Origin of the sequence: Pseudomonas sp. AU12215, from assembly GCF_001675465.2 — a bacterium.
Classification (GTDB): Bacteria; Pseudomonadota; Gammaproteobacteria; order Pseudomonadales; family Pseudomonadaceae; genus Pseudomonas; species Pseudomonas nitroreducens.
Map to the genome: position 1 here is coordinate 1 of NZ_MACM02000155.1, position 21,573 is coordinate 21,573.

The 21,573-nt window shown below is 65.2% G+C and carries 20 protein-coding genes; 8 read left to right on the forward strand and 12 right to left on the reverse strand.

The window, feature by feature from the left end:
* The 3 genes from A9513_RS23745 to A9513_RS23755 all read left to right on the forward strand — a co-directional run.
* Positions 1-557: ACT domain-containing protein (locus A9513_RS23745; protein ID WP_141678503.1), on the forward strand; the 557-nt coding region annotated here is incomplete at its 5' end.
* Positions 558-608: 51 nt separating this feature from the next.
* Positions 609-2,018, forward strand: coding sequence for a threonine synthase (thrC, locus tag A9513_RS23750; RefSeq protein WP_065085757.1), 1,410 nt, complete (start codon positions 609-611; stop codon positions 2,016-2,018).
* A 171-nt stretch (positions 2,019-2,189) separates the two neighbouring features.
* Positions 2,190-2,471, forward strand: a complete 282-nt coding sequence (locus A9513_RS23755) for a DUF3509 domain-containing protein (RefSeq protein ID WP_024766891.1) — start codon at positions 2,190-2,192, stop codon at positions 2,469-2,471.
* 103 nt (positions 2,472-2,574) lie between these two features.
* Here A9513_RS23755 and A9513_RS23760 read toward each other — a convergent pair whose 3' ends face one another.
* The 5 genes from A9513_RS23760 to A9513_RS23780 form a co-directional block, all read right to left on the reverse strand.
* Positions 2,575-3,276, reverse strand: a complete 702-nt coding sequence (locus A9513_RS23760) for an ABC transporter ATP-binding protein (RefSeq protein ID WP_024766892.1) — start codon at positions 3,274-3,276, stop codon at positions 2,575-2,577.
* Positions 3,277-3,279: 3 nt separating this feature from the next.
* Positions 3,280-4,047 carry a high-affinity branched-chain amino acid ABC transporter ATP-binding protein LivG gene (livG, locus tag A9513_RS23765; protein WP_024766893.1) on the reverse strand — a complete coding sequence of 256 codons (768 nt, stop codon included), beginning with the start codon at positions 4,045-4,047 and terminating at the stop codon, positions 3,280-3,282.
* Positions 4,044-5,300, reverse strand: coding sequence for a high-affinity branched-chain amino acid ABC transporter permease LivM (locus A9513_RS23770; RefSeq protein WP_054907400.1), 1,257 nt, complete (start codon positions 5,298-5,300; stop codon positions 4,044-4,046). The genes livG and A9513_RS23770 overlap by 4 nt, the downstream gene beginning before the upstream one ends.
* Positions 5,297-6,220: a high-affinity branched-chain amino acid ABC transporter permease LivH gene (gene livH, locus A9513_RS23775; RefSeq protein ID WP_024766895.1), complete on the reverse strand. Its 924-nt coding sequence runs from the start codon at positions 6,218-6,220 to the stop codon at positions 5,297-5,299. Before livH ends, A9513_RS23770 begins: the two co-directional genes overlap by 4 nt.
* Positions 6,221-6,336: 116 nt before the next feature.
* Positions 6,337-7,458, reverse strand: a complete 1,122-nt coding sequence (locus A9513_RS23780; protein ID WP_024766896.1) for a branched-chain amino acid ABC transporter substrate-binding protein — start codon at positions 7,456-7,458, stop codon at positions 6,337-6,339.
* Positions 7,459-7,767: 309 nt separating this feature from the next.
* On the opposite strand from A9513_RS23780, the gene A9513_RS23785 reads away from it, so the two are divergent.
* Positions 7,768-8,085: a DUF2288 domain-containing protein gene (locus A9513_RS23785; protein WP_054907401.1), complete on the forward strand. Its 318-nt coding sequence runs from the start codon at positions 7,768-7,770 to the stop codon at positions 8,083-8,085.
* A gap of 66 nt (positions 8,086-8,151) precedes the next feature.
* Positions 8,152-8,517, forward strand: coding sequence for a DUF5064 family protein (locus A9513_RS23790; protein WP_024766898.1), 366 nt, complete (start codon positions 8,152-8,154; stop codon positions 8,515-8,517).
* Positions 8,518-8,697: 180 nt separating this feature from the next.
* Here the strand turns inward: A9513_RS23790 and phnE are convergent, their stop codons facing one another.
* The 4 genes from phnE to A9513_RS23810 are packed head-to-tail and all read right to left on the reverse strand — an operon-like array spanning position 8,698 to position 11,961.
* On the reverse strand, positions 8,698-9,468 hold the full coding sequence (gene phnE, locus A9513_RS23795; RefSeq protein ID WP_065085758.1) for a phosphonate ABC transporter, permease protein PhnE: 771 nt from the start codon (positions 9,466-9,468) through the stop codon (positions 8,698-8,700).
* Positions 9,465-10,307, reverse strand: coding sequence for an ABC transporter permease (locus A9513_RS23800; RefSeq protein WP_065085759.1), 843 nt, complete (start codon positions 10,305-10,307; stop codon positions 9,465-9,467). Before A9513_RS23800 ends, phnE begins: the two co-directional genes overlap by 4 nt.
* Positions 10,301-11,107: a phosphonate ABC transporter ATP-binding protein gene (locus tag A9513_RS23805; protein ID WP_065085760.1), complete on the reverse strand. Its 807-nt coding sequence runs from the start codon at positions 11,105-11,107 to the stop codon at positions 10,301-10,303. Before A9513_RS23805 ends, A9513_RS23800 begins: the two co-directional genes overlap by 7 nt.
* Entirely contained in the window at positions 11,104-11,961 is an 858-nt protein-coding gene (locus tag A9513_RS23810) for a putative selenate ABC transporter substrate-binding protein (protein WP_024764632.1), read from the reverse strand. Before A9513_RS23810 ends, A9513_RS23805 begins: the two co-directional genes overlap by 4 nt.
* A 164-nt stretch (positions 11,962-12,125) precedes the next feature.
* Here A9513_RS23810 and A9513_RS23815 point away from each other — a divergent pair, with 164 nt between their 5' ends.
* Both A9513_RS23815 and A9513_RS23820 read left to right on the forward strand, forming a co-directional pair.
* Entirely contained in the window at positions 12,126-13,025 is a 900-nt protein-coding gene (locus A9513_RS23815) for an NAD(P)-dependent oxidoreductase (protein WP_024764631.1), read from the forward strand.
* The gene (locus A9513_RS23820) at positions 13,022-13,813 is read left to right on the forward strand and encodes a hydroxypyruvate isomerase family protein (protein WP_037010207.1); all 792 of its coding nucleotides are present in this window, start codon (positions 13,022-13,024) and stop codon (positions 13,811-13,813) included. The genes A9513_RS23815 and A9513_RS23820 overlap by 4 nt, the downstream gene beginning before the upstream one ends.
* A gap of 13 nt (positions 13,814-13,826) precedes the next feature.
* Here A9513_RS23820 and A9513_RS23825 read toward each other — a convergent pair whose 3' ends face one another.
* Positions 13,827-15,989, reverse strand: a complete 2,163-nt coding sequence (locus tag A9513_RS23825) for a bifunctional diguanylate cyclase/phosphodiesterase (RefSeq protein WP_024764629.1) — start codon at positions 15,987-15,989, stop codon at positions 13,827-13,829.
* 296 nt (positions 15,990-16,285) lie between these two features.
* On the opposite strand from A9513_RS23825, the gene A9513_RS23830 reads away from it, so the two are divergent.
* Positions 16,286-17,944 (forward strand): phosphoethanolamine transferase, encoded by a 1,659-nt coding sequence (locus tag A9513_RS23830; protein WP_065085761.1) that lies wholly within the window; start codon positions 16,286-16,288, stop codon positions 17,942-17,944.
* A 79-nt stretch (positions 17,945-18,023) separates the two neighbouring features.
* Here the strand turns inward: A9513_RS23830 and A9513_RS23835 are convergent, their stop codons facing one another.
* Entirely contained in the window at positions 18,024-18,476 is a 453-nt protein-coding gene (locus A9513_RS23835; RefSeq protein WP_024764627.1) for a universal stress protein, read from the reverse strand.
* A 221-nt stretch (positions 18,477-18,697) separates the two neighbouring features.
* Complete coding sequence (rapA, locus tag A9513_RS23840; RefSeq protein ID WP_169888908.1) at positions 18,698-21,550, reverse strand: RNA polymerase-associated protein RapA; 2,853 nt, start codon at positions 21,548-21,550, stop codon at positions 18,698-18,700.
* Positions 21,551-21,573 lie beyond the last annotated feature (23 nt).

Genomic DNA, 21,573 nt, shown 5'->3' on the forward strand with positions numbered 1-21,573 from the left:
CCCGCCGTACCGACAAGGGTATCGAGCTGCGCGTGCACCCGACCCTGATCCCGGCCGACCGCCTGATCGCCAATGTGAATGGCGTGATGAACGCGGTCATGGTCAACGGCGATGCCGCCGGTTCCACGCTGTTCTACGGCGCCGGCGCCGGCATGGAGCCCACCGCTTCCTCGGTGGTCGCCGACCTGGTGGACGTGGTTCGCGCCATGACCGCCGACCCGGAGAACCGCGTGCCGCACCTGGCCTTCCAGCCGGACTCGCTCTCCGACCACCCGATCCTGCCGATCGACGCCTGCGAAAGCGCCTACTACCTGCGCATCCAGGCCAAGGACCATCCGGGCGTACTGGCCCAGGTGGCGACCATCCTCTCCGAGCGCGGCATCAACATCGAATCGATCATGCAGATGGAAGTCGAAGAGCATGACGGTCTGGTGCCGATGATCCTGGTTACCCACCGCGTGCTCGAGTCGCGCATCATCGAAGCCATCGCCGCGCTGGAAGCGCTGGATGACGTCGTCGGCAATGTCGTACGCATCCGCGTCGAACAACTGAACTGAATCGACTGCGGCGGCGCCTGCGCGCCGCCGCCAACCCGAAGGTTTCACACCATGCGTTACATCAGTACCCGCGGCCAGGCGCCTGCGCTGAACTTCGAAGACGTGCTGCTGGCTGGCCTGGCCAGCGACGGCGGCCTCTATGTGCCGGAAAACCTGCCGCGCTTCACCGTCGAGGAGATTGCCTCCTGGGCCGGCCTGCCTTACCACGAGCTGGCCTTCCGGGTGATGCGCCCGTTCGTTGCCGGCAGCATTTCCGATGCCGACTTCAAGAAGATCCTCGAGGAGACCTACGGCGTGTTCGCCCACAACGCCGTGGCGCCGCTGCGCCAGCTCAACGGCAACGAGTGGGTGCTGGAGCTGTTCCACGGCCCGACGCTGGCCTTCAAGGACTTCGCCCTGCAACTGCTCGGCCGCCTGCTCGACCACGTGCTGACCAAGTGCGGCGAGCGTGTGGTGATCATGGGCGCCACCTCCGGCGACACCGGCTCGGCCGCCATCGAGGGCTGCAAGGCCTGCGAGAACGTCGATATCTTCATCATGCACCCGCACAACCGTGTGTCCGAGGTGCAGCGCCGGCAGATGACCACCATCCTCGGCGAGAACATCCACAACATCGCCATCGAAGGCAACTTCGACGACTGCCAGGAAATGGTCAAGGCCAGCTTCGCCGACCAGGGTTTCCTGAAAGGCACCCGCCTGGTGGCAGTGAACTCGATCAACTGGGCGCGGATCATGGCCCAGATCGTCTACTACTTCCACGCCGCCCTGCAGCTCGGCGCACCGGCCCGCTCCGTGGCCTTCTCGGTGCCCACCGGCAACTTTGGCGACATCTTCGCCGGCTACCTGGCGCGCAACATGGGCCTGCCGGTCAGCCAGCTGATCGTCGCGACCAACCGCAACGACATCCTGCACCGCTTCATGTCCGGCAACCGCTACGACAAGGACACCCTGCACGCGTCGCTGTCGCCGTCCATGGACATCATGGTCTCGTCCAACTTCGAGCGCCTGCTGTTCGACCTGCACGGCCGCAATGGCAAGGCTGTTGCCGAGCTGATGGACAACTTCAAGGCCACCGGCAAGCTGGCCGTCGAGGATGACCGCTGGACCGAAGCCCGCCGCCTGTTCGATTCGCTGGCGGTGAGCGACGAGGAGACCTGCGAGACCATCGCCCAGGTCTACGCCGAGTCCGGCGAACTGCTGGACCCGCACACCGCCATCGGCGTGCGCGCCGCTCGCGAGTGCCGTCGTAGCCTGGCGGTGCCCATGGTCACCCTGGGCACCGCGCATCCGGTCAAGTTCCCGGAAGCGGTGGAGAAGGCCGGCATCGAGGCTGTCCCGGCGCTGCCGGCGCACCTGACCGACCTGTTCCAGCGCGAAGAGCGTTGCACCGTTCTGCCGAACGAGCTGGCCAAGGTACAGGCCTTCGTCAGCGCCCACGGCAACCGCGGCAAGCCGCTCTAAAACGCGGCTCGCTGTCCGGAAAAACCCGCCAATCGGCGGGTTTTTTCATGCCCGCAGGAACGGGCTGTGAAACATGCCGTCATGACCAACGGTACTGAAACTCGCGAACTTTATCGCCGAACGTGCGGTCTTCTTCCTGTGTTTTTTCATTTCGCAACAAGGAGATACGACATGGACCGGCTAAGCGCCCTGCTGACCGAGACCTTCGCTCCCTACGCTCCCTCCCTGGGCCCGGCACGCCCCGACGGCGGCCGAATTCTGACCCTCACCAACGACGAAGGAGACGTGGTACTACGGCGAGTCATCGAGGGCCAGCATCTGGCCGACCATGACCAGAGTGCGGATGCGGTGCAGACCATCCGCCGTGACCTGCTGATCTCTGAAGGTCGCATGGAGGATGATGTCGTTTCCCAGTTGCGCCGGCGCGCTCAGGTGCTGAGCTACGGCACCTGATCCACCCCGATGTGAGAACGCCGCCCACCGGGCGGCGTTCTCGTTTGTGCGTCAGAAATGAAAAACGGCCCCGAAGGGCCGTTTCTTAATGCAACGGGAAAGGTCAGCCGCCGAGGTACGCGTCGCGCACCTTGGGGTTCACCAGCAGGTTGGCGCCGGTGTCCTGCATGACGATGCGACCGTTTTCCAGCACGTAGCCGCGGTCGGCGAGCTTGAGCGCCTGGTTGGCGTTCTGCTCGACGAGGAAGACGGTCACGCCTTCCTGGCGCAGCTGTTCGACGATGTCGAAGATCTGCTGGATGATGATCGGCGCCAGGCCCAGGGACGGCTCGTCGAGCAGCAGCAGCTTGGGCTTGCTCATCAGCGCACGGCCGATGGCGAGCATCTGCTGTTCGCCGCCGGACATGGTGCCGCCGCGCTGGTTGAAGCGTTCCTTCAGGCGTGGGAACAGGGCCAGGACCTTGTCCATCTGCTCCTGGTAGTCACCCTTGCTGGTGAAGAAACCGCCCATGGCGAGGTTCTCTTCCACGGTCAGGCGGGCGAACACGCGGCGGCCTTCGGGCACGACGGCGATGCTCTTGCGCATGATCACGGAGGATTCCTTGCCGACCAGCTCCTCGCCCATATAGGTGATGCTGCCGGAGGAGGCGCGCGGCGAGCCGCACAGGGTCATCAGCAGGGTCGACTTGCCGGCGCCGTTGGCGCCGATCAGGGTGACGATCTCGCCCTGCTGGACTTCCATGCTGACGTCGTGCAGCGCCTGGATCTTGCCGTAGAAGGTGGAAACCTTGTCGAACTTCAGCATGACTCAGGACTCCCCCAGATAGGCTTTGATCACATCCGGGTTGCCGCGGATTTCCTCCGGGGTGCCGTCCGCCAGGGGAGTGCCCTGGTTGATCACGTAGATATGGTCGGAAATGCTCATCACCAGCTTCATGTCGTGCTCGATGAGCAGGACGGTGACGCCGTGCTCGGAGCGCAACATGGCGATCAGCGCCTTGAGGTCCTCGGTTTCCCGCGGGTTCAGGCCGGCCGCCGGCTCGTCCAGCATCAACAGTTGCGGGCGGGTCATCATGCAGCGGGCGATCTCCAGGCGGCGCTGTTGGCCGTAGGCGAGGGTGCCCGCCGGGCGGTTGGCGATGTCCTTGAGGTTGACGATGTCCAGCCAGTGCGAGGCGTAGTCCAGGGCCTCGGCTTCCGCGCGACGGAAGGCCGGGGTCTTGAGCAGGCCGGCGAGGAAGTTGGTGTTGATGTGCCGGTGTTGCGCCACCAGCAGGTTCTCCACCGCGGTCATTTCCTTGAACAGGCGTACGTTCTGGAAGGTCCGCACCACGCCCTTGTGGGCGATCTTGTGGCCCGGCAGGCCCTGGATGGGCTCGCCGCGCAGCAGGATCTCGCCACCGGTGGGGGCGTAGAAGCCGGTCAGGCAGTTGAATACGGTGGTCTTGCCGGCGCCGTTGGGGCCGATCATCGAGATCACCTGTTTTTCCTGGACCTTCAGGGCCACGTTGTTGACGGCCAGCAGCCCGCCGAAGCGCATGGTGAGGCCGGATACTTCAAGAATCGGTCGGCTCATTTGCGCAACTCCAGGTGCGGGCGCTGCATGGGCAGAAGCCCCTGCGGACGCCAGATCATCATCAGCACCATGAGGGCGCCGAACATCAGCATGCGGTACTCGCTGAACTCACGCATCAGTTCGGGCAGCAGGATCATCACCACGGCGGCCAGGATGACGCCGAGCTGGGAACCCATGCCACCCAGCACCACGATGGCGAGGATGATGGCCGATTCGATGAAGGTGAACGACTCCGGGGTGACCAGGCCCTGGCGCGCGGCGAAGAAGCTGCCGGCGAAACCGGCGAAGCAGGCACCGAGGGTGAAGGCGGAGAGCTTGATCAGCGTCGGGTTCAGGCCCAGCGCGCGGCAGGCGATCTCGTCTTCGCGCAGGGCTTCCCAGGCGCGGCCCAGGGGCATGCGCAGCAGGCGGTTGATGACGAACAGCACCAGCAGTACCAGCAGCAGCGCGACCAGGTAGAGGAACACGACCTTGTAGTTCGAGTTGTAGGCAATGCCGAAGAACTCGTGGAAGGTCTGCATGCCCTCGGGGGCGCGGCGCTCGAAGGTCAGGCCGAACAGGGTCGGCTTGTCGATGTTGCTGATGCCGTTGGGGCCGCCGGTCAGCTCGGTCATGTTGCGCAGCAGGATGCGAATGATCTCGCCGAAGCCCAGGGTCACGATCGCCAGGTAGTCACCGCGCAACCTCAACACCGGGAAGCCGAGGATGAAGCCGAAGAACGCCGCCATCAGCCCGGCGATCGGCAGGCATACCCAGAAGCCCAGGCCGTAGTAGTGCGACAGCAGCGCGTAGCTGTAGGCGCCCACTGCGTAGAAGCCGACGTAGCCGAGGTCGAGCAGGCCAGCCAGGCCCACCACGATGTTCAGGCCCAGGCCCAGCAGCACGTAGATCAGGATCAGGGTGGCGATGTCCACCGCGCCGCGCGAGCCGAAGAACGGCCAGGCGAGGGCGACGACGATCAGGCCCATGATGATCTTGCGTTGCACGGAGGCGTGGGTCAGGCGTTCGGCCAGACGGGTATGCGGATGCGACAGGGCTTGCTTGACGCTGCCGCCGAAGGCGAAGCGGTCACGCACCAGCTGCCAGACGAACATCAGCACGGCACAGGCGGCGATGGTCCACAGGCGGGTGGGGCTGACGTTTTCCAGCTGCAGGCCGATACCGATCACGCTGAGCTTCAGGCCCAGCACCGGGTAGGCCACGGCCATCACCAGCAGGGCGCTGAAGAAGGCGGTCTTGAGTTTCCGAGTCATACCTTTTCCACCTCCGGGCGACCGAGCAGGCCAGTGGGGCGGAAGAGCAGCACGAGCACCAGCAGGGTGAAGGCCACCACGTCCTTGTACTGGTCACCGAACACGTCGGCGCCAAAGGCTTCGGCCACGCCCAGCACCAGGCCGCCGAGCATGGCGCCCGGGATGCTGCCGATGCCGCCCAGCACCGCGGCGGTGAATGCCTTGATGCCGGCGAGGAAGCCGATGTGCGGGTTGATCACGCCGTATTGCAGGCCCAGCAGCACCGCAGCCACGGCGGCCAGGGTGGCGCCAATGACGAAGGTCAGGGCGATGATGTTGTTGGTATTGATGCCCAGCAGGTTGGCCATCTTCAGGTCCTCGGCGCAGGCGCGGCAGGCGCGGCCCAGGCGGGAGCGGGAGATGAACATGGACAGGCCGTACATGGTCAGCAGGGTGACGATGAAGATCAGCACCTGCATGTACGAGATGGTCACGCCGGTCATTTCGTCGGCGCCGATCACGAAGTTGCCCGGCAGCAGGTTGGGGATTGCCTTGTCCTTGGAATCCTGGGCGAGTAGCACTTCGTTCTGCAGGAAGATCGACATGCCGATCGCGGAGATCAGCGGAATCAGCCGGTTGCTTCCGCGCAGGGGCCGATAGGCGATCCGCTCGATGCTGTAGCCGTAGGCGCTGGTGACGATGATCGCCGCGGCGAAGGTGCAGATGATGACGACAGGAAGACTCACGATTCCCATCATCGCCAGCCCCGTGATCACGATGAAGGCCACGTACGAGCCAATCATGTACACCTCGCCATGGGCGAAGTTGATCATGCCGATGATGCCGTAGACCATGGTGTAGCCGATGGCGATCAGGGCATAGGTGCTGCCGACGGTGAGACCGTTGATCAGCTGTTGCAGGTAGTGATAGAGCTCAGGCATTACCTAACTCCTCGGGCGTCGCGTGAAGCGGCGCTTGTGGCGCGACGGACCCCCGGAATACTCGGATAAACAAAGCCCACTGCGTGGGCAGTGGGCTTTGTGTGGCGGCGGGTGGCTTACTTGGCTTCGGTCTTGGTGCCGTCCTTGTGCCACTGGTAGACCACGAAGTTGAAGTTCTTCAGGTCGCCCTTCTCGTCGAAGGCCAGGTCACCGGTCGGGGTTGCGAAGGTGTTGGCACGCAGAGCGGCGGCTACCTTGTCGGTGTCCTCGCTGCCGGCTTTCTTGATGCCTTCGGCGATGACCTGGACCGCGGCGTAGGCCGGGAACACGAACGGACCGCTCGGGTCTTCGTTCTTGGCCTTGAAGGCGTCAACCAGGGCCTGGTTCTTCGGATCCTGGTCGAAGGACTTCGGCAGGGTCACATACAGGCCTTCGGAAGCCGGGCCGGCGATGGCGGAGATTTCCTTGTTACCCACGCCTTCCGGGCCCATGAAGCCGACTTTCAGGCCTTTCTCGGCAGCCTGGCGCAGGATCAGGCCCAGCTCCGGGTGGTAGCCGCCGTAGTAGACGAAGTCGACCTTGGCCTGCTTGAGCTTGGCGATCATCGCGGAGAAGTCCTTGTCGCCGGCGTTGATGCCTTCGAACAGGGCGACCTTGATGCCGGCGCCTTCCAGGGTCTTCTTCACGGCAGTGGCGATGCCTTCGCCGTACTGCTGCTTGTCGTGGATCACGGCCACGGTCTTGGGCTTGATGTGCTCGGCGATGAACTTGCCGGCGGTCGGGCCCTGCAGGCTGTCGAGACCGATGGTGCGGAAGATCAGCTTGTAGCCGCGGGAAGTGATGTCCGGGCTGGTGGAGGCGGCGGTGATCATCAGCACGCCTTCGTCTTCGTAGATGTCCGAAGCCGGTTGAGTGGAGCTGGAGCACAGGTGGCCAACGACGAACTTGACGCCATCGTTGACGATCTTGTTGGCAACGGCCACGGCTTGTTTCGGGTCGCAAGCGTCGTCGTAGACCACGCCTTCGAGTTGCTTGCCGTCGACGCCGCCGGCCTTGTTGATCTGCTCAATGGCCATTTTCGCGCCAATGAACTGCATCTCCCCATACTGGGCGACTGCGCCGGTCACCGGGCCGGCCAGAGCGATCTTGATGGTGTCGGCGGCCATGGAGAAGCTGGCAACGCCGGCCAGGGCCATGGCGGTGAACAGCTGGGAAAGACGCTGAGTACCCTTTTTCATAGTGCTCCACTCTTCTTGTGTTTTCGTTTTTGTAGTCCTGGTGGCCGAAGGGCTACCGGACCGGGATTGCCCCGGACAGGCCCACCGGCAACTGTACCGGTACAGTGTAGAGTGCCGCCGGACCGCTTGAAAAGCGGGGGGCGGACAGCCGATTGTGGGCATGTCGCAAGATTGAAACAAACGTACAGAAAAACGGCGCCTTCCGACTTATCCCCCTGGGTTTTCCGTCACCATGGAAAACGCCGTCCGAACCTTGCCTGGCGCGGTCCCGGCGCTATCATGGCGCCGTTCGTTTACCAGGTGAGATCCATGACAGAAGAAGCTAGCACCCTCTATGCCAAGTTGCTTGGCGAAACCGCGAAGATTTCCTGGCAGGAGCTCGCGCCCTTCTTTGCCCGCGGCAACCTGCTCAAGGTCGCGGGTTCTGCCGATCTGGTGGAGGTCGCGATGGGCGTGGCCGAGGACGACAGGGCGAAGGTATCGGCCTGGCTGGCCAGCGGTGAGCTGAGCAAGGTCGACGAAAAACTGGCGCAGGATTTTCTCGACCGTGACCCGGAGCTCTGGGCGGTAGTGATCGCCCCCTGGGTGCTGGTACAAGAAAGAGTTCGAAAAGAATCCGTGCACTGACGCGGGGCGATTTCCAATTCGAAAAGGCCGGCTAGACTGTCGGGATTCCATCGAAGGAGATTCGCCATGTTCGAACCGGGCCATCTGCACCTACAGTCCCTGCCGGGGCTGGGGCAGCAGGAGATCGACGCTCACATCAACTATGAAGTCCGCAAGGATGTGGAAAAAGGCACCATCGTTCACTTCGTCATGAAGGGCGAAATCGACGGCAATGCCTTCACCGAAGAATGGGACATGCCCAAGGAACAAGCCTTCAATTTCGCCAGCGATGCCACCCGCATCGCGCAGAAGCATGGCCTGCACCCGCGATTCGGCTCGATGGTGCGCAACCACAAGGAATACGACGCGATGTTCGAGGACATCCGTCAGAAGCTCGGCACCCAGCCCGGCGACCCGATCGACCTGGACAAGGTGATCCACGGCGACTCGTAACCGACGCACGCAATAAAAAGCCCGGCCTGTGCCGGGCATTTTATTGCGTGCAGTTCAGCCCCGCCAGGCGACGGCGGTTTGCCTGTAGGAGCGAGCTTGCTCGCGAACGGATTCACCGGTGACTTGGTCGTGAGGCGGTTCGCGAGCAAGAACAGGGCGTCCTACTCGTTTCCACCAGCGCTAGTGGCTCACCCAGCGCTGCCGCGCCCAGGCGCTGAGCGAATCCACACACAGCACCAGAAGCAGCATGGCGAGGATCACGGTCGCCGCCTGGGCCTGCTGGAACAGGCTGAGGCTGAAATACAGCATCTGCCCCAGCCCACCCGCGCCGACGAAGCCGAGCACGCTGGCCATGCGGATGTTGTTCTCCCAGCGGTAGAGCATGTACGCCACCAGTTGCGGCCAGACGGCCGGCAGGGTGCCGTAGGCGAATGCGGCGATGCGTCCGCCACCGGCCAGGCGCACGGCTTCTGCCGGGGCGCTCGGGGTATTCTCCAGCGCCTCGGCGAACAGCCGGCCGAGCACGCCGCCGGTGTGCAGGGCCAGGGCGAGCGTGCCGGCGTTCGGGCCCAGGCCGGCGGCCAGCACCATCAGTGCGCCCCAGACCAGCTCCGGCACCGCGCGCAGGGCGTTGAGCAGCAGCCGCGAGAGGCTCTGCGCAATACGCCCGAAGCGCCCGGCCGCGGGCAGCGCCAGCAGCATGCCCAGCAGCGCTGCGAGCAGGGTGCCGATGGCCGACATGGCCAGGGTCTCCAGGGCGCCGCGCCCGACTGCCGCGAGGTGCGTTGCGCTCAGGTCCGGCGAGAGGAAATCGCGCCCGTAATCGAGCATCTGGCCCAGGCCGCGCGCGTCGAACAGGCCGCCGCTGTCCATCTCCAGGTAGGCGAAAGACGCGCCGACGGCGAGCAGGATCAGCAGCAGCCAGCCCAGGCTGCGCAGCAGGCCGGTCATTCGAGCCTCCCGCGCAGGAAGCGGCTGAGCAGGTCGGCGGCCAGCACCAGCACCAGGAAGGTCAGCAGGATGCTGGCCACCTCGCCGCCGGCGAACATGCGCAGCGACAGGTCGATCTGCTGGCCGAGGCCGCCGGCGCCGACGAAGCCCATCACCACCGAGGCGCGGATCGCGCACTCCCAGCGATAGACGGTGTAGGAAATCAGTTCCGCCGCCGCCGAGGGCAGCACGCCGTAGGCGAAGGCCTGCAACCGCGAGCCGCCGCCCAGCAGCACGGCGCGCGTCGGTCGCGGGTCCACCGATTCGAAGATTTCCGCGTAGACCTTGCCGAGCATGCCGCCGTAGGTGATGGCGATGGCCAGCACGCCGGCGGTGGGACCCAGGCCCACGGCGCGGACGAACAGCAGCGCCCAGACAATTTCCGGCACGCTGCGCAGCACGATCAGCAGGCCGCGCACCGGCCAGCGCAGCGCTCGCGCCCACCAGGCCGGCAGCCCGCCGCGGGGCAGGGCGGAGATCGACAGCGCGCGGGTTGCCAGCAAGGCGGCGGGGAAGGCGATCAGCCAGGCCAGCGCCATGCCGGCGGTGGCGATGGCCAGGGTTTCCAGGGTGGCGCGGCCGAGCAGGGCGAGGAATTCCTCGTCATGGGCCGGCGGCCAGAAGCCGGCTAGGAAGTTCGCCATGGTCCGCGCGTTGTCGCCACTGAACAGGCCGGCGATATCCAATTCGGACAGGCGCACTCCAGGCCACAGCAGGGCCAGGGCCAGCAGGGTGAGCAGCAGGCGCGGCAGCGCCGCCGGATCGCGGAGCGAGGTCTTCGACAGAGCAGGGTTCAGCATCGCGGGATCTGCACCACCACGGGCCTGCCTTCCGGCGAGGAAGCGCCCTGCTGGCCGAGCTGCTCGTTGGCGTACAGCGCGCGCAGGTCGTCGGGGCTGACGCTCTGTGCCGCCTTGTCGAAGGCGATACGGCCATCACGCACGCCGACGATACGCGGGAAGTGCTCCAGCGCCAGGTCCACGGCATGCAAGCTGGCGAGCAGCGTTACGCCGCGGTTCTGCGCTTCCCGAGTCAACACGCCGAGGGTGTGGCCGGCGAGCACCGGGTCCATGGCCGAGACGGGTTCGTCCGCCAGCAGCACTTCGGCCTGCTGGTACAGCGCGCGAGCGATGCCGACGCGTTGCAGTTGGCCACCGGAAAGCTGATCGCAGCGCTCGAAGAGTTTGTCGCCCAGGTCCAGGCGTTGCAGCTCGCTGTGGGCGCCGGTGCTGTCGAGGGGGTAGAGCAGGCTGGCCAGGCTTTTCCACAGCGGCCATTGGCCGAGGCGGCCGGCGAGAACGGCGGTGACCACCCGCTGGCGCGGTGGCAGCGGCGGAGCCTGATGCACCAGGGCGATACGCGAGCGCAGGCGCTGGCGCGCGGGGCCGCTCAGTGCCCAGGGCTGGGTGCCTAGCAGGTCGAAACTGCCGGAAGCGGGTTTCAGGGCGGTGGCCAGGATGCGCAGCAGGGTGGTCTTGCCGGCGCCCGAAGGGCCGATGATCGCCACCCGTTCGCCGGTGTCGACATTGAGGTCGATGCCGGCGAGCGAGCGCTGGCCATTGGCGTGGATGTGCTCCACGCCGGTCAGTTTCAGGGTCACTTCAGCAGGCCGGCGGCGCGCGCCGATTCCTCGATGCCCTTGTAGTTCTCAGGCTGGGTCTCGATGAAGCGGCTGGCCGCCTGCAGGTCGAGGATTTCCTTGTCGCGCGGCTTGCCCGGGTCGAGGGCGAGGAAGGCTTTCTTGATCTTCTCGGCCAGGGCCGGATCGAGGTTGCCGCGCACGGTCCAGTTGTAGTCGTAGTAGGTCGGCGTAGTGGCGAAGACCTTCACCTTGTTGGTGTCGACCTTGCCGCTGTCCACCAGCTTCTGCCAGACCGAAGCGTTGAGCACGCCAGCATCGACCTTGCCGGCCTGGACCCAGGCCACGGTGGCGTCGTGGGCGCCGGAATAGGCGACGCGGGAGAAGAACTGCTCGGGCACCACGCCGTCCTTCTGCATGAAGTAGCGCGGCATCAGGCTGCCGGAGGTGGACGAGACCGAGCCGAAGGCGAAGGTCTTGCCCTTGAGGTCCTGGATCGATTTCACGTTCGGGTCGGCAGTGATGAATTTGCTGGTGAACTGCTGGTCCTGCTCGCGCTGCACCAGCGGGATGGCGTTGCCGGTCTTCAAGCGCGCCTGGACGAAGGTGAAGCCGCCCAGCCAGGCCATGTCCAGGCGATCCGAGGCCAGGGCCTCGACCACGCCGGCGTAGTCGGACACCGGGATGAACTTCACCGGCATGCCCAGTTGCTCTTCAAGGTAGGCGCCCAGCGGCTTGAACTTGCGCAGCAGTTCGGTCGGGGCTTCGTCGGGGATGGCGGAGACCTTGAGTTCCTTCGGTGTATCGGCGTGGGCGAAGACGGCGGACAGGGACAGAGCGAAACCGGCGGCGAGCGCCAGGGTGCGTTTGAGCATGGGGAGAGTTCTCCGGGTCAATGGCGGAAAAAACTCCGGCAGTATAGTGGCGGCGCGACTGTTTGGCTGCTCTGGCATCGTCGCAGCGGCTGCGGCCGGCAACCGGCGGTGCCTGCTAGAATGCCGCTCCCCGTACTTTCCCAGCCTTGTACCGGAGATTACTCATGTCGTCCGCCAGCCCCTCTCTTGCCTTTGCCGGCCTCGGCCTGATGGGCGTGCCCATGTCCCGCCGCCTGCTTGCCGCCGGCTTCCCGCTGACGGTGTGGAATCGCTCCGCCGGCAAGCGCGAACTGCTCGCCGCCGAAGGTGCGCAGGCCGTGGCGATGCCTGCGCAGTTGTGTGCCGATGCCGAGGTGGTGATGCTCTGCCTGGCCGATACTGCCGCCGTGCGCGAAGTGGTGTTCGGTGCCGGCGGCATCATCGAGGGCGCTCGCGCAGGCCAGGTGCTGGTGGACTTCTCCAGCCTGGAACCGGCCGCCACCCGCGAGATGGCCGCCGAGCTGGAAGCGCGCACCGGCATGCGCTGGGTCGACGCGCCGGTCTCCGGCGGTACGCCGGGCGCCGAAGCGGGTACGTTGGCAATCATGGCGGGCGGGCGCGTCGAGGACATCGAGCGCGTGCGGCCGATCCTGGCCCATCTCGGCCAGCGCCTGACGCGCATGGGCGACGTCGGCGCGGGGCAGGTGACCAAGGTGTGCAACCAGATGATCGTCGCCTGCAATGCGCTGGTGATCGCCGAAGTGGTGGCGCTGGCGGAGAAATCCGGCGTCGATGCCAGCCTGATCGCGCCCGCTCTGGCCGGCGGTTTCGCCGATTCCAAACCCTTGCAGATCCTGGCTCCGCAGATGGCGCAGAGCCAGTTCGAGCCGGTGAAGTGGCACGTGCGCACGTTGCTCAAGGACCTGGACACTGCCGTGAAGCTTTCCCGCGAGGAAGGCTCGGCCACGCCGATGAGCGGCCTCGCCGCCCAACTGATGCGCCTGCACGGTAGCCAGGGCAACCTTGAACGCGACCCGGCTACCCTGGTCGAGCAATACCGTCTTTCGAAGGAATTCCCCGTATGAAACTCTGCGCCAACCTGTCCCTGCTGTTTACCGAAGTCCCCCTGCTGCAGCGTATCGACGCCGCCGCCAAGGCCGGTTTCGAGGGCGTGGAGATCCAGTTCCCGTACGACGTCCCCGCGCAGGACCTGAAAGCTGCACTGGATGAAGCCGGCCTGCCGCTGATCCTCATCAACCTGCCGGCCGGCGACCTGATGCAGGGCGGCCCGGGCATTGCGGCTGTGCCGGAGCGCGCGGCGGAGTTCGAGGCGGCGCTGGCCAAGGCGCTGGACTACGCGCGCATCGTCAAGCCGCAGCACGTCAACGTGCTGGCCGGCCGGCTGGTCGAGGGGCAGGAGCGCGAGGTTGCTCTGCAGACCCTGGCCGAGCGTCTGCGCAGCACCTGCGATGCCTTCGCCGGCACGGGCACCGACGTGCTGATGGAAGCCATCAACTGCCATGACATGAAGGATTTCCTGCTCAATACCCCGGAGCACCTGCAGGACATGCTCGAGCGCGTGGCGCGGGAAAACCTGCGTGCGCAGCTGGACCTCTACCACATGGCGCGCATGGGCCTGGAGCTGGTGGATTGCATCTACGCGCTGATGGGCCAGATCGGCCACGTGCAGTTCGCCGACTACCCCGAGCGTGGCGAACCGGGCTCGGGCGAGATGGAATTCGAAGTGCCGCTGCAGGTGCTCGATGACGTCGGCTACGACGGCTGGCTGGGCGCGGAGTACCGCCCCACCGGCACCACCGCCGACTCCCTGCGCTGGCTGCCGCGCTGGCGTGCGGGGAAGTTCGATTTCTGAGGGAACCCCGCAGTCAGGCCTGATTGCGCAGCAAGGCCGTGTCGCTGTCTTCGCGGTAGGCCTCGAGGAACTCCACCAGTGCGGAGAGGGGCAACGGGCGGCTGAACAGGTAACCCTGGGCCAGCTCGCAATGGTTATCGCGCAGGAACGCCAGTTGCTGCGCGTGCTCTACGCCCTCGGCGATCACCTTCAGGTGCAGCTTCTGCGCCATGGCGATGATCGCCTGGGCGATCTCGCTGTCGCGGCGCGACTGCGGCACGTCGCGGATGAAGGAGCGGTCCACCTTCAGCGCATCCAGCGGCAACTGGCGCAGATAGGACAGCGATGAGTAACCGGTGCCGAAATCGTCGATCGACAGGCTCACACCCAGCTCGCGCAGGCGGTTGAGCAAGGGGACGGCCTGGCTGATATTGGACATCACGGCGTTCTCGGTGACCTCCATCTCCAGGTAGCGCGCGGCAAGGCCGGTTTCTTCGAGCGTCTGCTGGACTTCATCGACCAGCCCTTCGCGGCCGAGGTTGCTGGCGCAGCAGTTCACCGCTACCCGCAGGTCCGTGTGGCCCAGGTCGTGCAGGCGTCGCAGGTCCTCGCAGGCGCGGCGCAGTACCCAGGCGTCGAGCGCGCCGATCAGGCCATTGGCGGTCGCCAGGCCGATGAAGCGGTCCGGCGCCAGCAGGCCGTGGGTAGGATGCTTCCAGCGCACCAGCGCTTCGAGCTGTTCCACTTCGCCATGATCGATACGCAGGATCGGCTGGTAGTAGAGCACCAGCTCGTCGTCCCACAACGCCTTGCGCAGTTCTTCCTCCAGCTGCAGTTCCTGGGTCGCCTTGGTCTTCAGGTGCGGGCTGAAGAAATGCGTGGCGTTGCGGCCGTTGCCCTTGGACTGATAGAGCGCCAGGTCCGCGTGCTTGAGCAGTTCTTCGGGTTGATCGCCGTCGTTGGGGAACAGGCTGATGCCCACGCTCATGGTCATCACCAGGTTGCGCCCGGCCGTGCTGATCGGCTCCTTCATGCGCTGCATCAGGCGTTGCGCGAGGATGCGCGCCTCGTGGTCCTCACCCAGGTCGGCGAGGATGCAGAACTCGTCGCCGCCAAAGCGCGCCAGCAGGTCGGTGCTGCGCAGCGCACTGCGCAGGCGCTCGGAAACGATGCACAGCAGCTCGTCCCCGGCGGCATGGCCAAGGGAATCGTTGACCCGCTTGAAGTGGTCGACGTCCAGCAGGATGACCGCCATGCCCTGGCCCTTCTGCCGATTGCGCTGCAGGCGGGCGGTGAATTCCTCGTTGAGCGCGTTGCGGTTGTGCAGGCCGGTGAGGCCGTCGAAGCGGGCCAATTGCTGCAGCGAGGCATTGGCGTGGTCCAGTTGGCTGAGCAGGGCGTTGACCCGGCTCAACTCGCTTTCCTTGCTTTCCAGGCTGTCTTCGATCCAGGCCGCCCAGAGCCCGGCGAGCACTACGGCGAGGGCCAACAGGCCAACCATCAGGCCGAGCTGGATGGCGTTGTTGCGCCCAAGGTCCGCCACCGGCGCTACCCAGGAGGGCAGGGTCAGGGTCAGGGCGGCCATGCCGGTGAAGTGCATACTGGCGATGGCGCCACCCAGCAGCAGGCTGGCGAAAACCTGGTAGATCCACTGGCGGCCCGCCGGCTGGCGATTGAGTACCGGCGCCAGTACCAGGGCGACGAAGGCCACCAGCACGGCCATCAGCACCGACAGGGTAACCAGCAGCGGGTCGTAATGCTGCATCGGCGGCGACTCGATGGCGGCCATGCCGGTGTAGTGCATCCCGGCGATGCTGGCGCCGATGCAACAGGCGGCCAGCAGGTACTGCAGGGGGCTAAGGCCCGCGTGGGCGAGCAGGCGCATGGCGACCACGCAGATGGCGATGGCGATGAGCAGGGAGATCAGTGTCAGGCCGCCGGAGAAGTGCAGCGGAACCGACGAGCGGAAGGCCAGCATGGCGACGAAGTGCATCGACCAGATGCCGCTGCCCAGGCAGATGCCGCCGACCCACTGCCAACGGTGCGCATGTTGCGGTGCGCGGACCATCCGTGCGGCGATGCTCAGCGCGACGAAGCTGGCGACGCAGGCGATGAGGATGGCCAGCAGAACCAGGCCGGAATTGTGAGAGCACTCCAACAGCACAGCATCGGGTAAGGCGTCCTTCTGCCAGTCCATGGGCGGGATGCTCCAGATGTCGGGGGAGGTGGTTGGCGAATTGATATCACTTTGATGTGAGTCTAGGAAGCTGTCCGCGGCCCGCAAGGTCTTGCGGCCATTTCCGACAAACTGGTTAATACGAAACGACGTACGGTAGTGCCAGATTCTGCTTTGATATTCTCCAGACTCTGAAGGAAGTGCGGTGTTTCGAAATTGACACTTTTTTGACTAATTGCCCGCTAGAGTTGCGCCGCCGGCCGGCAGCATCGGCCATCCCATTTCCTATCCGACTATCGATGTAAGGAGTGCGCTCGATGTCCGAGGGCAAGCGCCGCCTCTTCCCCCAGGTCAGCTCTGCAAGGCTGGTCCTGCTGTTCTCGCTGGCACTGGTGCTGTTCTACAACTTCGCCACCTGGCGGGCCCTGAACAGCCTGGTGCCCATGGAGGGCCTCTGGGGCGTGGCGTTCTTCGCCTCGTTCGCCTTGTTCCTCTGGGCCGCCTTCACGTTGTTGCTGACCCTGGTGTCCTTCCGTCCTTTGCTCAAGCCGGCGTTGACCCTGGTGGCGCTGGTTTCGGCGGCGGCGGCGTACTTCATGAACTCCTACGGTGTCGTGATCGATACCGTGATGGTGCAGAACGTCATCGAGACCAACCCCGGCGAGGCCGCCGCGCTGTTCAGCGCGCGCATGGTCGGCTACCTGCTTCTGCTGGGCGTGCTGCCGGCGGTGATCATCTGGTTGACGCCCGTCCGCTACAGCCCGTTCTTCCGCGGGCTGCTGAACAAGGTGCTGGTCATCCTCGGTTGCCTGGTGGTGGTCGCCGTCTGCGTCGGTTCGTTCTATTCCACCTACGCGCCGGTGTTCCGCCAGGAAGAGAAGCTGACCCACTTCATCAACCCGACCAACTACATCTATGCGGTGAGCAAGTTCACCAAGCAGCGCCTGGGCATCAAGGAACATCTGGTGGTGCAGCCCATCGGCGAGGACGCGGTAATGCCGCGCAAGGTGAATGCCGACGGCAAGAAGTCGCTGATGATCTTCGTGGTCGGCGAAACCGCCCGTGCGGACCATTTCTCCCTCAATGGCTACGCGCGCGAGACCAACCCGGAGCTTGCGAAGCTCGATATCCTCAACTTCACCAACGTCAGTTCCTGCGGCACGTCGACGGCGGTTTCCGTGCCCTGCATGTTCTCGAAGTTCCCCCGCGAGGACTACAGCGACAAGAAGGGCAAGACCAACCAGGGGCTGCTCGACATCCTCCAGCGGGTCGGCGTGTCGGTGCTCTGGTTGGACAACAACAGCGATTGCAAGGGCACCTGCCTGCGTGTGCCCAGCCGCGATATCTCGAAGGATCAGCCGGGCCCGTTCTGCGACGGCAATCGTTGCCTTGACGAAGCCATGCTGCAGGACCTGCAGGCTTACATCGATGGCCTGAAGGACAACGCGATCATCGTCCTGCACGCCGATGGCAGCCATGGTCCGGAGTATTACGATCGTTATCCGAAGTCCATGGAGCGCTTCACCCCGGTCTGCCATACCAACCAATTGGGCAGTTGCAGCAAGGAAGAGCTGGTGAACGTCTACGACAACACCATCCTCTACACCGATTACTTCCTCTCCAAGGTCGTGGAGCTGCTCAAGCACAACGAGGGACGCTTCGATACGTCGATGCTTTACGTCTCCGACCACGGTGAGTCGCTGGGTGAGAACGGTGTGTATCTGCACGCCGCGCCCTATGCCATCGTGCCCAAGGCGCAGACCCACGTGCCCATGGTGATGTGGTTCGGCGACGGCGCCCTGGGTGGCATGGGCGTAGATCGCGGCTGCCTGGAGAAGAAAGCCGGCGGCGACGAGCTGAGCCATGACAACCTGTTCCATTCGGTGCTCGGGCTTTACGGTGTACAGACCAGCCTGTACCAGCCGGACCTGGACATCTTCCACTCCTGCAAACGTGCCATGACCGCTTCGCAATGACTGAAGGGCCGATCTGAACGGCGGCCATGAAAAAGGCCCTGCGGCTTCTGCCGCAGGGCCTTTTGTTTTCCGGGAGCTGTTACTTCTCGCGAACCAGCAACACCGGACGGTTGCTGACGCGCAGCAGGCCTTCGGCCACGCTGCCCAGCATCAGGCGACGTACGCCACGGCGGCCGTGGGTGCCCATCACGATGACATCGGCCTTGGAGGCTTCGGCCTCGATCTCGATGCGCTCGGCAATTTCCTCGCTGGCGCGCTCCTGGCAGACCCGCTCGAAGCTGGTTTTCACCGGGAACTCGGCGATCTTCTCCTTCGCCTTGCCGAGGATGTCATCGGCGGCCTTCAGCGCGGCTTCGCGCAGCGGCTCCGGGTTGTAGTACACGGCGTAGTCGGGCAAATGGCGCAGCGGGCTGTCGACGATGGTGATGACGCGCAGCTCGCCGCCGCTCAGCTGAGCCAGCTTGGCCGCCTCGACCAGGGCTCGGTCGGAAACCGGGCTGCCGTCCACCGCTACCAGAATGCGCTCGTACATGATGTGTTCCCTCAATGAGTGGCTTGGTAGGGAAACTCTATCCCCCCATGGGCGAGAATCCCTTGCGCAGCGTCAATGGTAGTCGGTGTGCCTGAATATGCCGGGAATAGAGCGGGTTGTTTCGCTGATCGTGGGGCTCGCCATTGCGTAGGAACGGTGCCCATGAAAAAAGCCGCCACCGGGTGCCCGGTGGCGGCTTCTTCATTTCGGCGTTGCCGCGATCAGCCGGCGACCAGCACGCGGATCGCCTCCAGGCGCAGCGAGGCCTTGTCCAGCATCGCCAGGCTGTCGTCACGCTGCTTGCGCAGGGCATCCAGCTCGCTGTCACGCACGCTGGGGTTGACGGCCTTGAGCGCGGTCAGGCGCGCCAGCTCTTCGTCCAGGGTCGCTTTCAACTGCTGGCGAGCCAGCTCCACGCGCTCGGCATGGCGCGGGGTGATCTTGGTCTCGGCCACGGAGAATTGCTTCGCCAGCACGTCGCGCTGGGCCTGCACGAACTTGTTGGCGCTGGCGCGCGGCACGCTTTCCAGCTGATCGTTCAGGGTGTCGAAGGACACGCGCGAGGACAGGTCGTTGCCGTTGGCGTCCATCAGGCAGCGCAGCGCCACTGGCGGCAGGAAGCGGCCGAGCTGCAGCTTGCGCGGTGCCACGGCCTCGCTGACGAACAGCAGTTCCAGCAGCACGGTACCGGGCTTGAGTGCCTTGTTCTTGATCAGCGCCACCGAGGTATTGCCCAGCGAGCCGGACAGCACCAGGTCCATGCCGCCCTGCACCATGGGGTGTTCCCAGGTGAGGAACTGCATGTCTTCACGGGCCAGCGCCTGGCCGCGGTCGTAGGTGACGGTCACGCCTTCGTCGTCGCCCAGCGGGAAGCTGGCGTCGAGCATCTTCTCGCTGGGGCGCAGGATCAGGGCGTTCTCGGAATGGTCCTCGCTGTCGATGCCATAGGTGTCGAACAGGCGCTCCATGTAGATCGGCAGGGCGAACTGGTCGTCCTGTTCCTCGATCTCCGCCACCAGCGCCTCGCCTTCGCCGGCGCCGCCGGAGTTGAGCTCCAGCAGGCGGTCGCGGCCGTTGTGCATCTCGGCTTCCAGCGCCTCGCGGGCAGCGGTGCCTTCGGCCAGCAGGGCCTCGAAGGCGTCGTCGTCGCCGCCGTCCAGCAGTTCCACCAGGCGCGGGCCGAAGCGGTGCTGCAGGGCGTTGCCGGTGGGGCAGGTGTTGAGGAAGGCGTTCAGCGCCTGGTGGTACCACTGGAACAGGCGTTCCTGCGGGCTGTTTTCCAGGTGCGGGACGTGGATCTGGATGGTGTGCTTCTGGCCGATCCGGTCCAGGCGGCCGATGCGCTGTTCCAGCTGGTCCGGGTGGGCCGGCAGGTCGAACAGCACGAGGTGATGGGCGAACTGGAAGTTGCGGCCTTCGCTGCCGATTTCCGAGCAGACCAGCACCTGGGCGCCGAACTCTTCATCGGCGAAGTAGGCGGCGGCGCGGTCGCGTTCGAGGATGCTCATGCCTTCGTGGAACACGGTGGCCGGGATGCCGGACTTCAGGCGCAGGGCGTCGCCCAGGTCCATGGCGGTCTCGGCATGGGCGCAGATCACCAGCACCTTGTACTGCTTGAGCATCTTCAGGGTGTCGATCAGCCACTCGACGCGCGGGTCGAAGCGCCACCAGCGGTTGTTCTCGTCGCCGTCGTCGGCCTGGGCCTGGAAGCTGACTTCCGGGTAGAGGTCCGGGTGCTCGCCCAGCGGCAGCTCCATGTACTCGATCGGGTTGGCCAGTACGTAAGGATGCAGTTGGCGTTCCGGGAAGCCCTGCACGGCGGCGCGGGTATTACGGAACAGCACGCGGCCGGTGCCGTGGCGGTCGAGCAGCTCGCGTACCAGGCGGGCGCGGGCCTCTTCATTGCCGGCCTCGACGCTGGCCAGCAGCTCGTCGCCCTCGCTGCCGAGGAAGCCGTGGATGGCCTGGCGCGCGGTAGGGGAGAGGGTGCCCTGGTCGACCAGCTCCTGTACCGCTTCGGCAACCGGGCGGTACTGACTGCTTTCGGTGCGGAAGGCTTCCAGGTCGTGGAAGCGGTCCGGATCGAGCAGGCGCAGACGGGCGAAGTGGCTATCCAGGCCGAGCTGTTCCGGGGTCGCGGTGAGCAGCAGCACGCCAGGGATGACCTGGGAGAGTTGCTCGACCAACTGGTATTCCGGGCTGGCCTGTTCCGGGTGCCACACGAGGTGGTGGGCCTCGTCGACCACCAGCAGGTCCCATTCGGCAGCGAACAGCGCGTCCTGGGCCTTCTCGTCCTCGCGCAGCCATTCCAGCGCCACCAGGGCCAACTGGGTGTCCTCGAAGGGATTGCTGGCATCGCTCTCGACGAAGCGCTCGCGGTCGAACAGCGCGACTTCCAGGTTGAAGCGCCGGCGCATTTCCACCAGCCACTGGTGCTGCAGGTTTTCCGGTACCAGGATCAGTACGCGGCTGGCGCGGCCGGAGAGCAGCTGGCGGTGGATCACCAGGCCCGCTTCGATGGTCTTGCCCAGGCCCACTTCGTCGGCCAGCAGGACGCGCGGCGCCATGCGGTCGGCGACTTCGCGGGCGATGTGCAGCTGGTGCGCGATGGGTTGCGCGCGGGCGCCGCCCAGGCCCCACAGCGAGGACTGCAGCAGGCGGGTGCGGTGTTCCAGGGTGTGGTAGCGCAGGCCGAACCAGGACATCGGGTCGATCTGCCCGGCGAACAGGCGGTCGCTGGCCAGGCGGAACTGGATGAAGTTCGACAGCTGGGTTTCCGGGACGGTGTGCGGCTCGTTCTGCGCGGTGATGCCGTGGTAGATCAGCAGGCCGTCGATCTCGTCCACTTCGCGGACGGTCATCTTCCAGCCTTCGAAGTGGGTGATCTGATCGCCCGGGGCGAAGCGCACGCGGGTCAGCGGCGCATTGCGCTCGGCGTACTGGCGGGTATCACCGGTGGCCGGATAGAGCACCGTGAGCATGCGGCCATCCAGCGCCAGGATGGTCCCCAGGCCGAGTTCCGCTTCACTGTCACTGATCCAGCGTTGACCGGGTTGATACTGCGCCATGGACACCTCCCAAAAAAAGCCGGCTATGG

Bases quoted from the DNA above. Each gene is read 5' to 3' on its own strand.
- A9513_RS23780 (WP_024766896.1), bottom strand. From the start codon at position 7,458: ATGAAAAAGGGTACTCAGCGTCTTTCCCAGCTGTTCACCGCCATGGCC.
- livG (WP_024766893.1), bottom strand. From the start codon at position 4,047: ATGAGCCGACCGATTCTTGAAGTATCCGGCCTCACCATGCGCTTCGGC.
- A9513_RS23815 (WP_024764631.1), top strand. From the start codon at position 12,126: ATGTCGTCCGCCAGCCCCTCTCTTGCCTTTGCCGGCCTCGGCCTGATG.
- A9513_RS23810 (WP_024764632.1), bottom strand. From the start codon at position 11,961: ATGCTCAAACGCACCCTGGCGCTCGCCGCCGGTTTCGCTCTGTCCCTG.
- A9513_RS23820 (WP_037010207.1), top strand. From the start codon at position 13,022: ATGAAACTCTGCGCCAACCTGTCCCTGCTGTTTACCGAAGTCCCCCTG.
- A9513_RS23800 (WP_065085759.1), bottom strand. From the start codon at position 10,307: ATGCTGAACCCTGCTCTGTCGAAGACCTCGCTCCGCGATCCGGCGGCG.
- A9513_RS23830 (WP_065085761.1), top strand. From the start codon at position 16,286: ATGTCCGAGGGCAAGCGCCGCCTCTTCCCCCAGGTCAGCTCTGCAAGG.
- A9513_RS23825 (WP_024764629.1), bottom strand. From the start codon at position 15,989: ATGGACTGGCAGAAGGACGCCTTACCCGATGCTGTGCTGTTGGAGTGC.
- A9513_RS23835 (WP_024764627.1), bottom strand. From the start codon at position 18,476: ATGTACGAGCGCATTCTGGTAGCGGTGGACGGCAGCCCGGTTTCCGAC.
- A9513_RS23755 (WP_024766891.1), top strand. From the start codon at position 2,190: ATGGACCGGCTAAGCGCCCTGCTGACCGAGACCTTCGCTCCCTACGCT.
- A9513_RS23760 (WP_024766892.1), bottom strand. From the start codon at position 3,276: ATGCTGAAGTTCGACAAGGTTTCCACCTTCTACGGCAAGATCCAGGCG.
- A9513_RS23790 (WP_024766898.1), top strand. From the start codon at position 8,152: ATGTTCGAACCGGGCCATCTGCACCTACAGTCCCTGCCGGGGCTGGGG.
- A9513_RS23770 (WP_054907400.1), bottom strand. From the start codon at position 5,300: ATGACTCGGAAACTCAAGACCGCCTTCTTCAGCGCCCTGCTGGTGATG.
- thrC (WP_065085757.1), top strand. From the start codon at position 609: ATGCGTTACATCAGTACCCGCGGCCAGGCGCCTGCGCTGAACTTCGAA.
- livH (WP_024766895.1), bottom strand. From the start codon at position 6,220: ATGCCTGAGCTCTATCACTACCTGCAACAGCTGATCAACGGTCTCACC.
- phnE (WP_065085758.1), bottom strand. From the start codon at position 9,468: ATGACCGGCCTGCTGCGCAGCCTGGGCTGGCTGCTGCTGATCCTGCTC.
- A9513_RS23785 (WP_054907401.1), top strand. From the start codon at position 7,768: ATGACAGAAGAAGCTAGCACCCTCTATGCCAAGTTGCTTGGCGAAACC.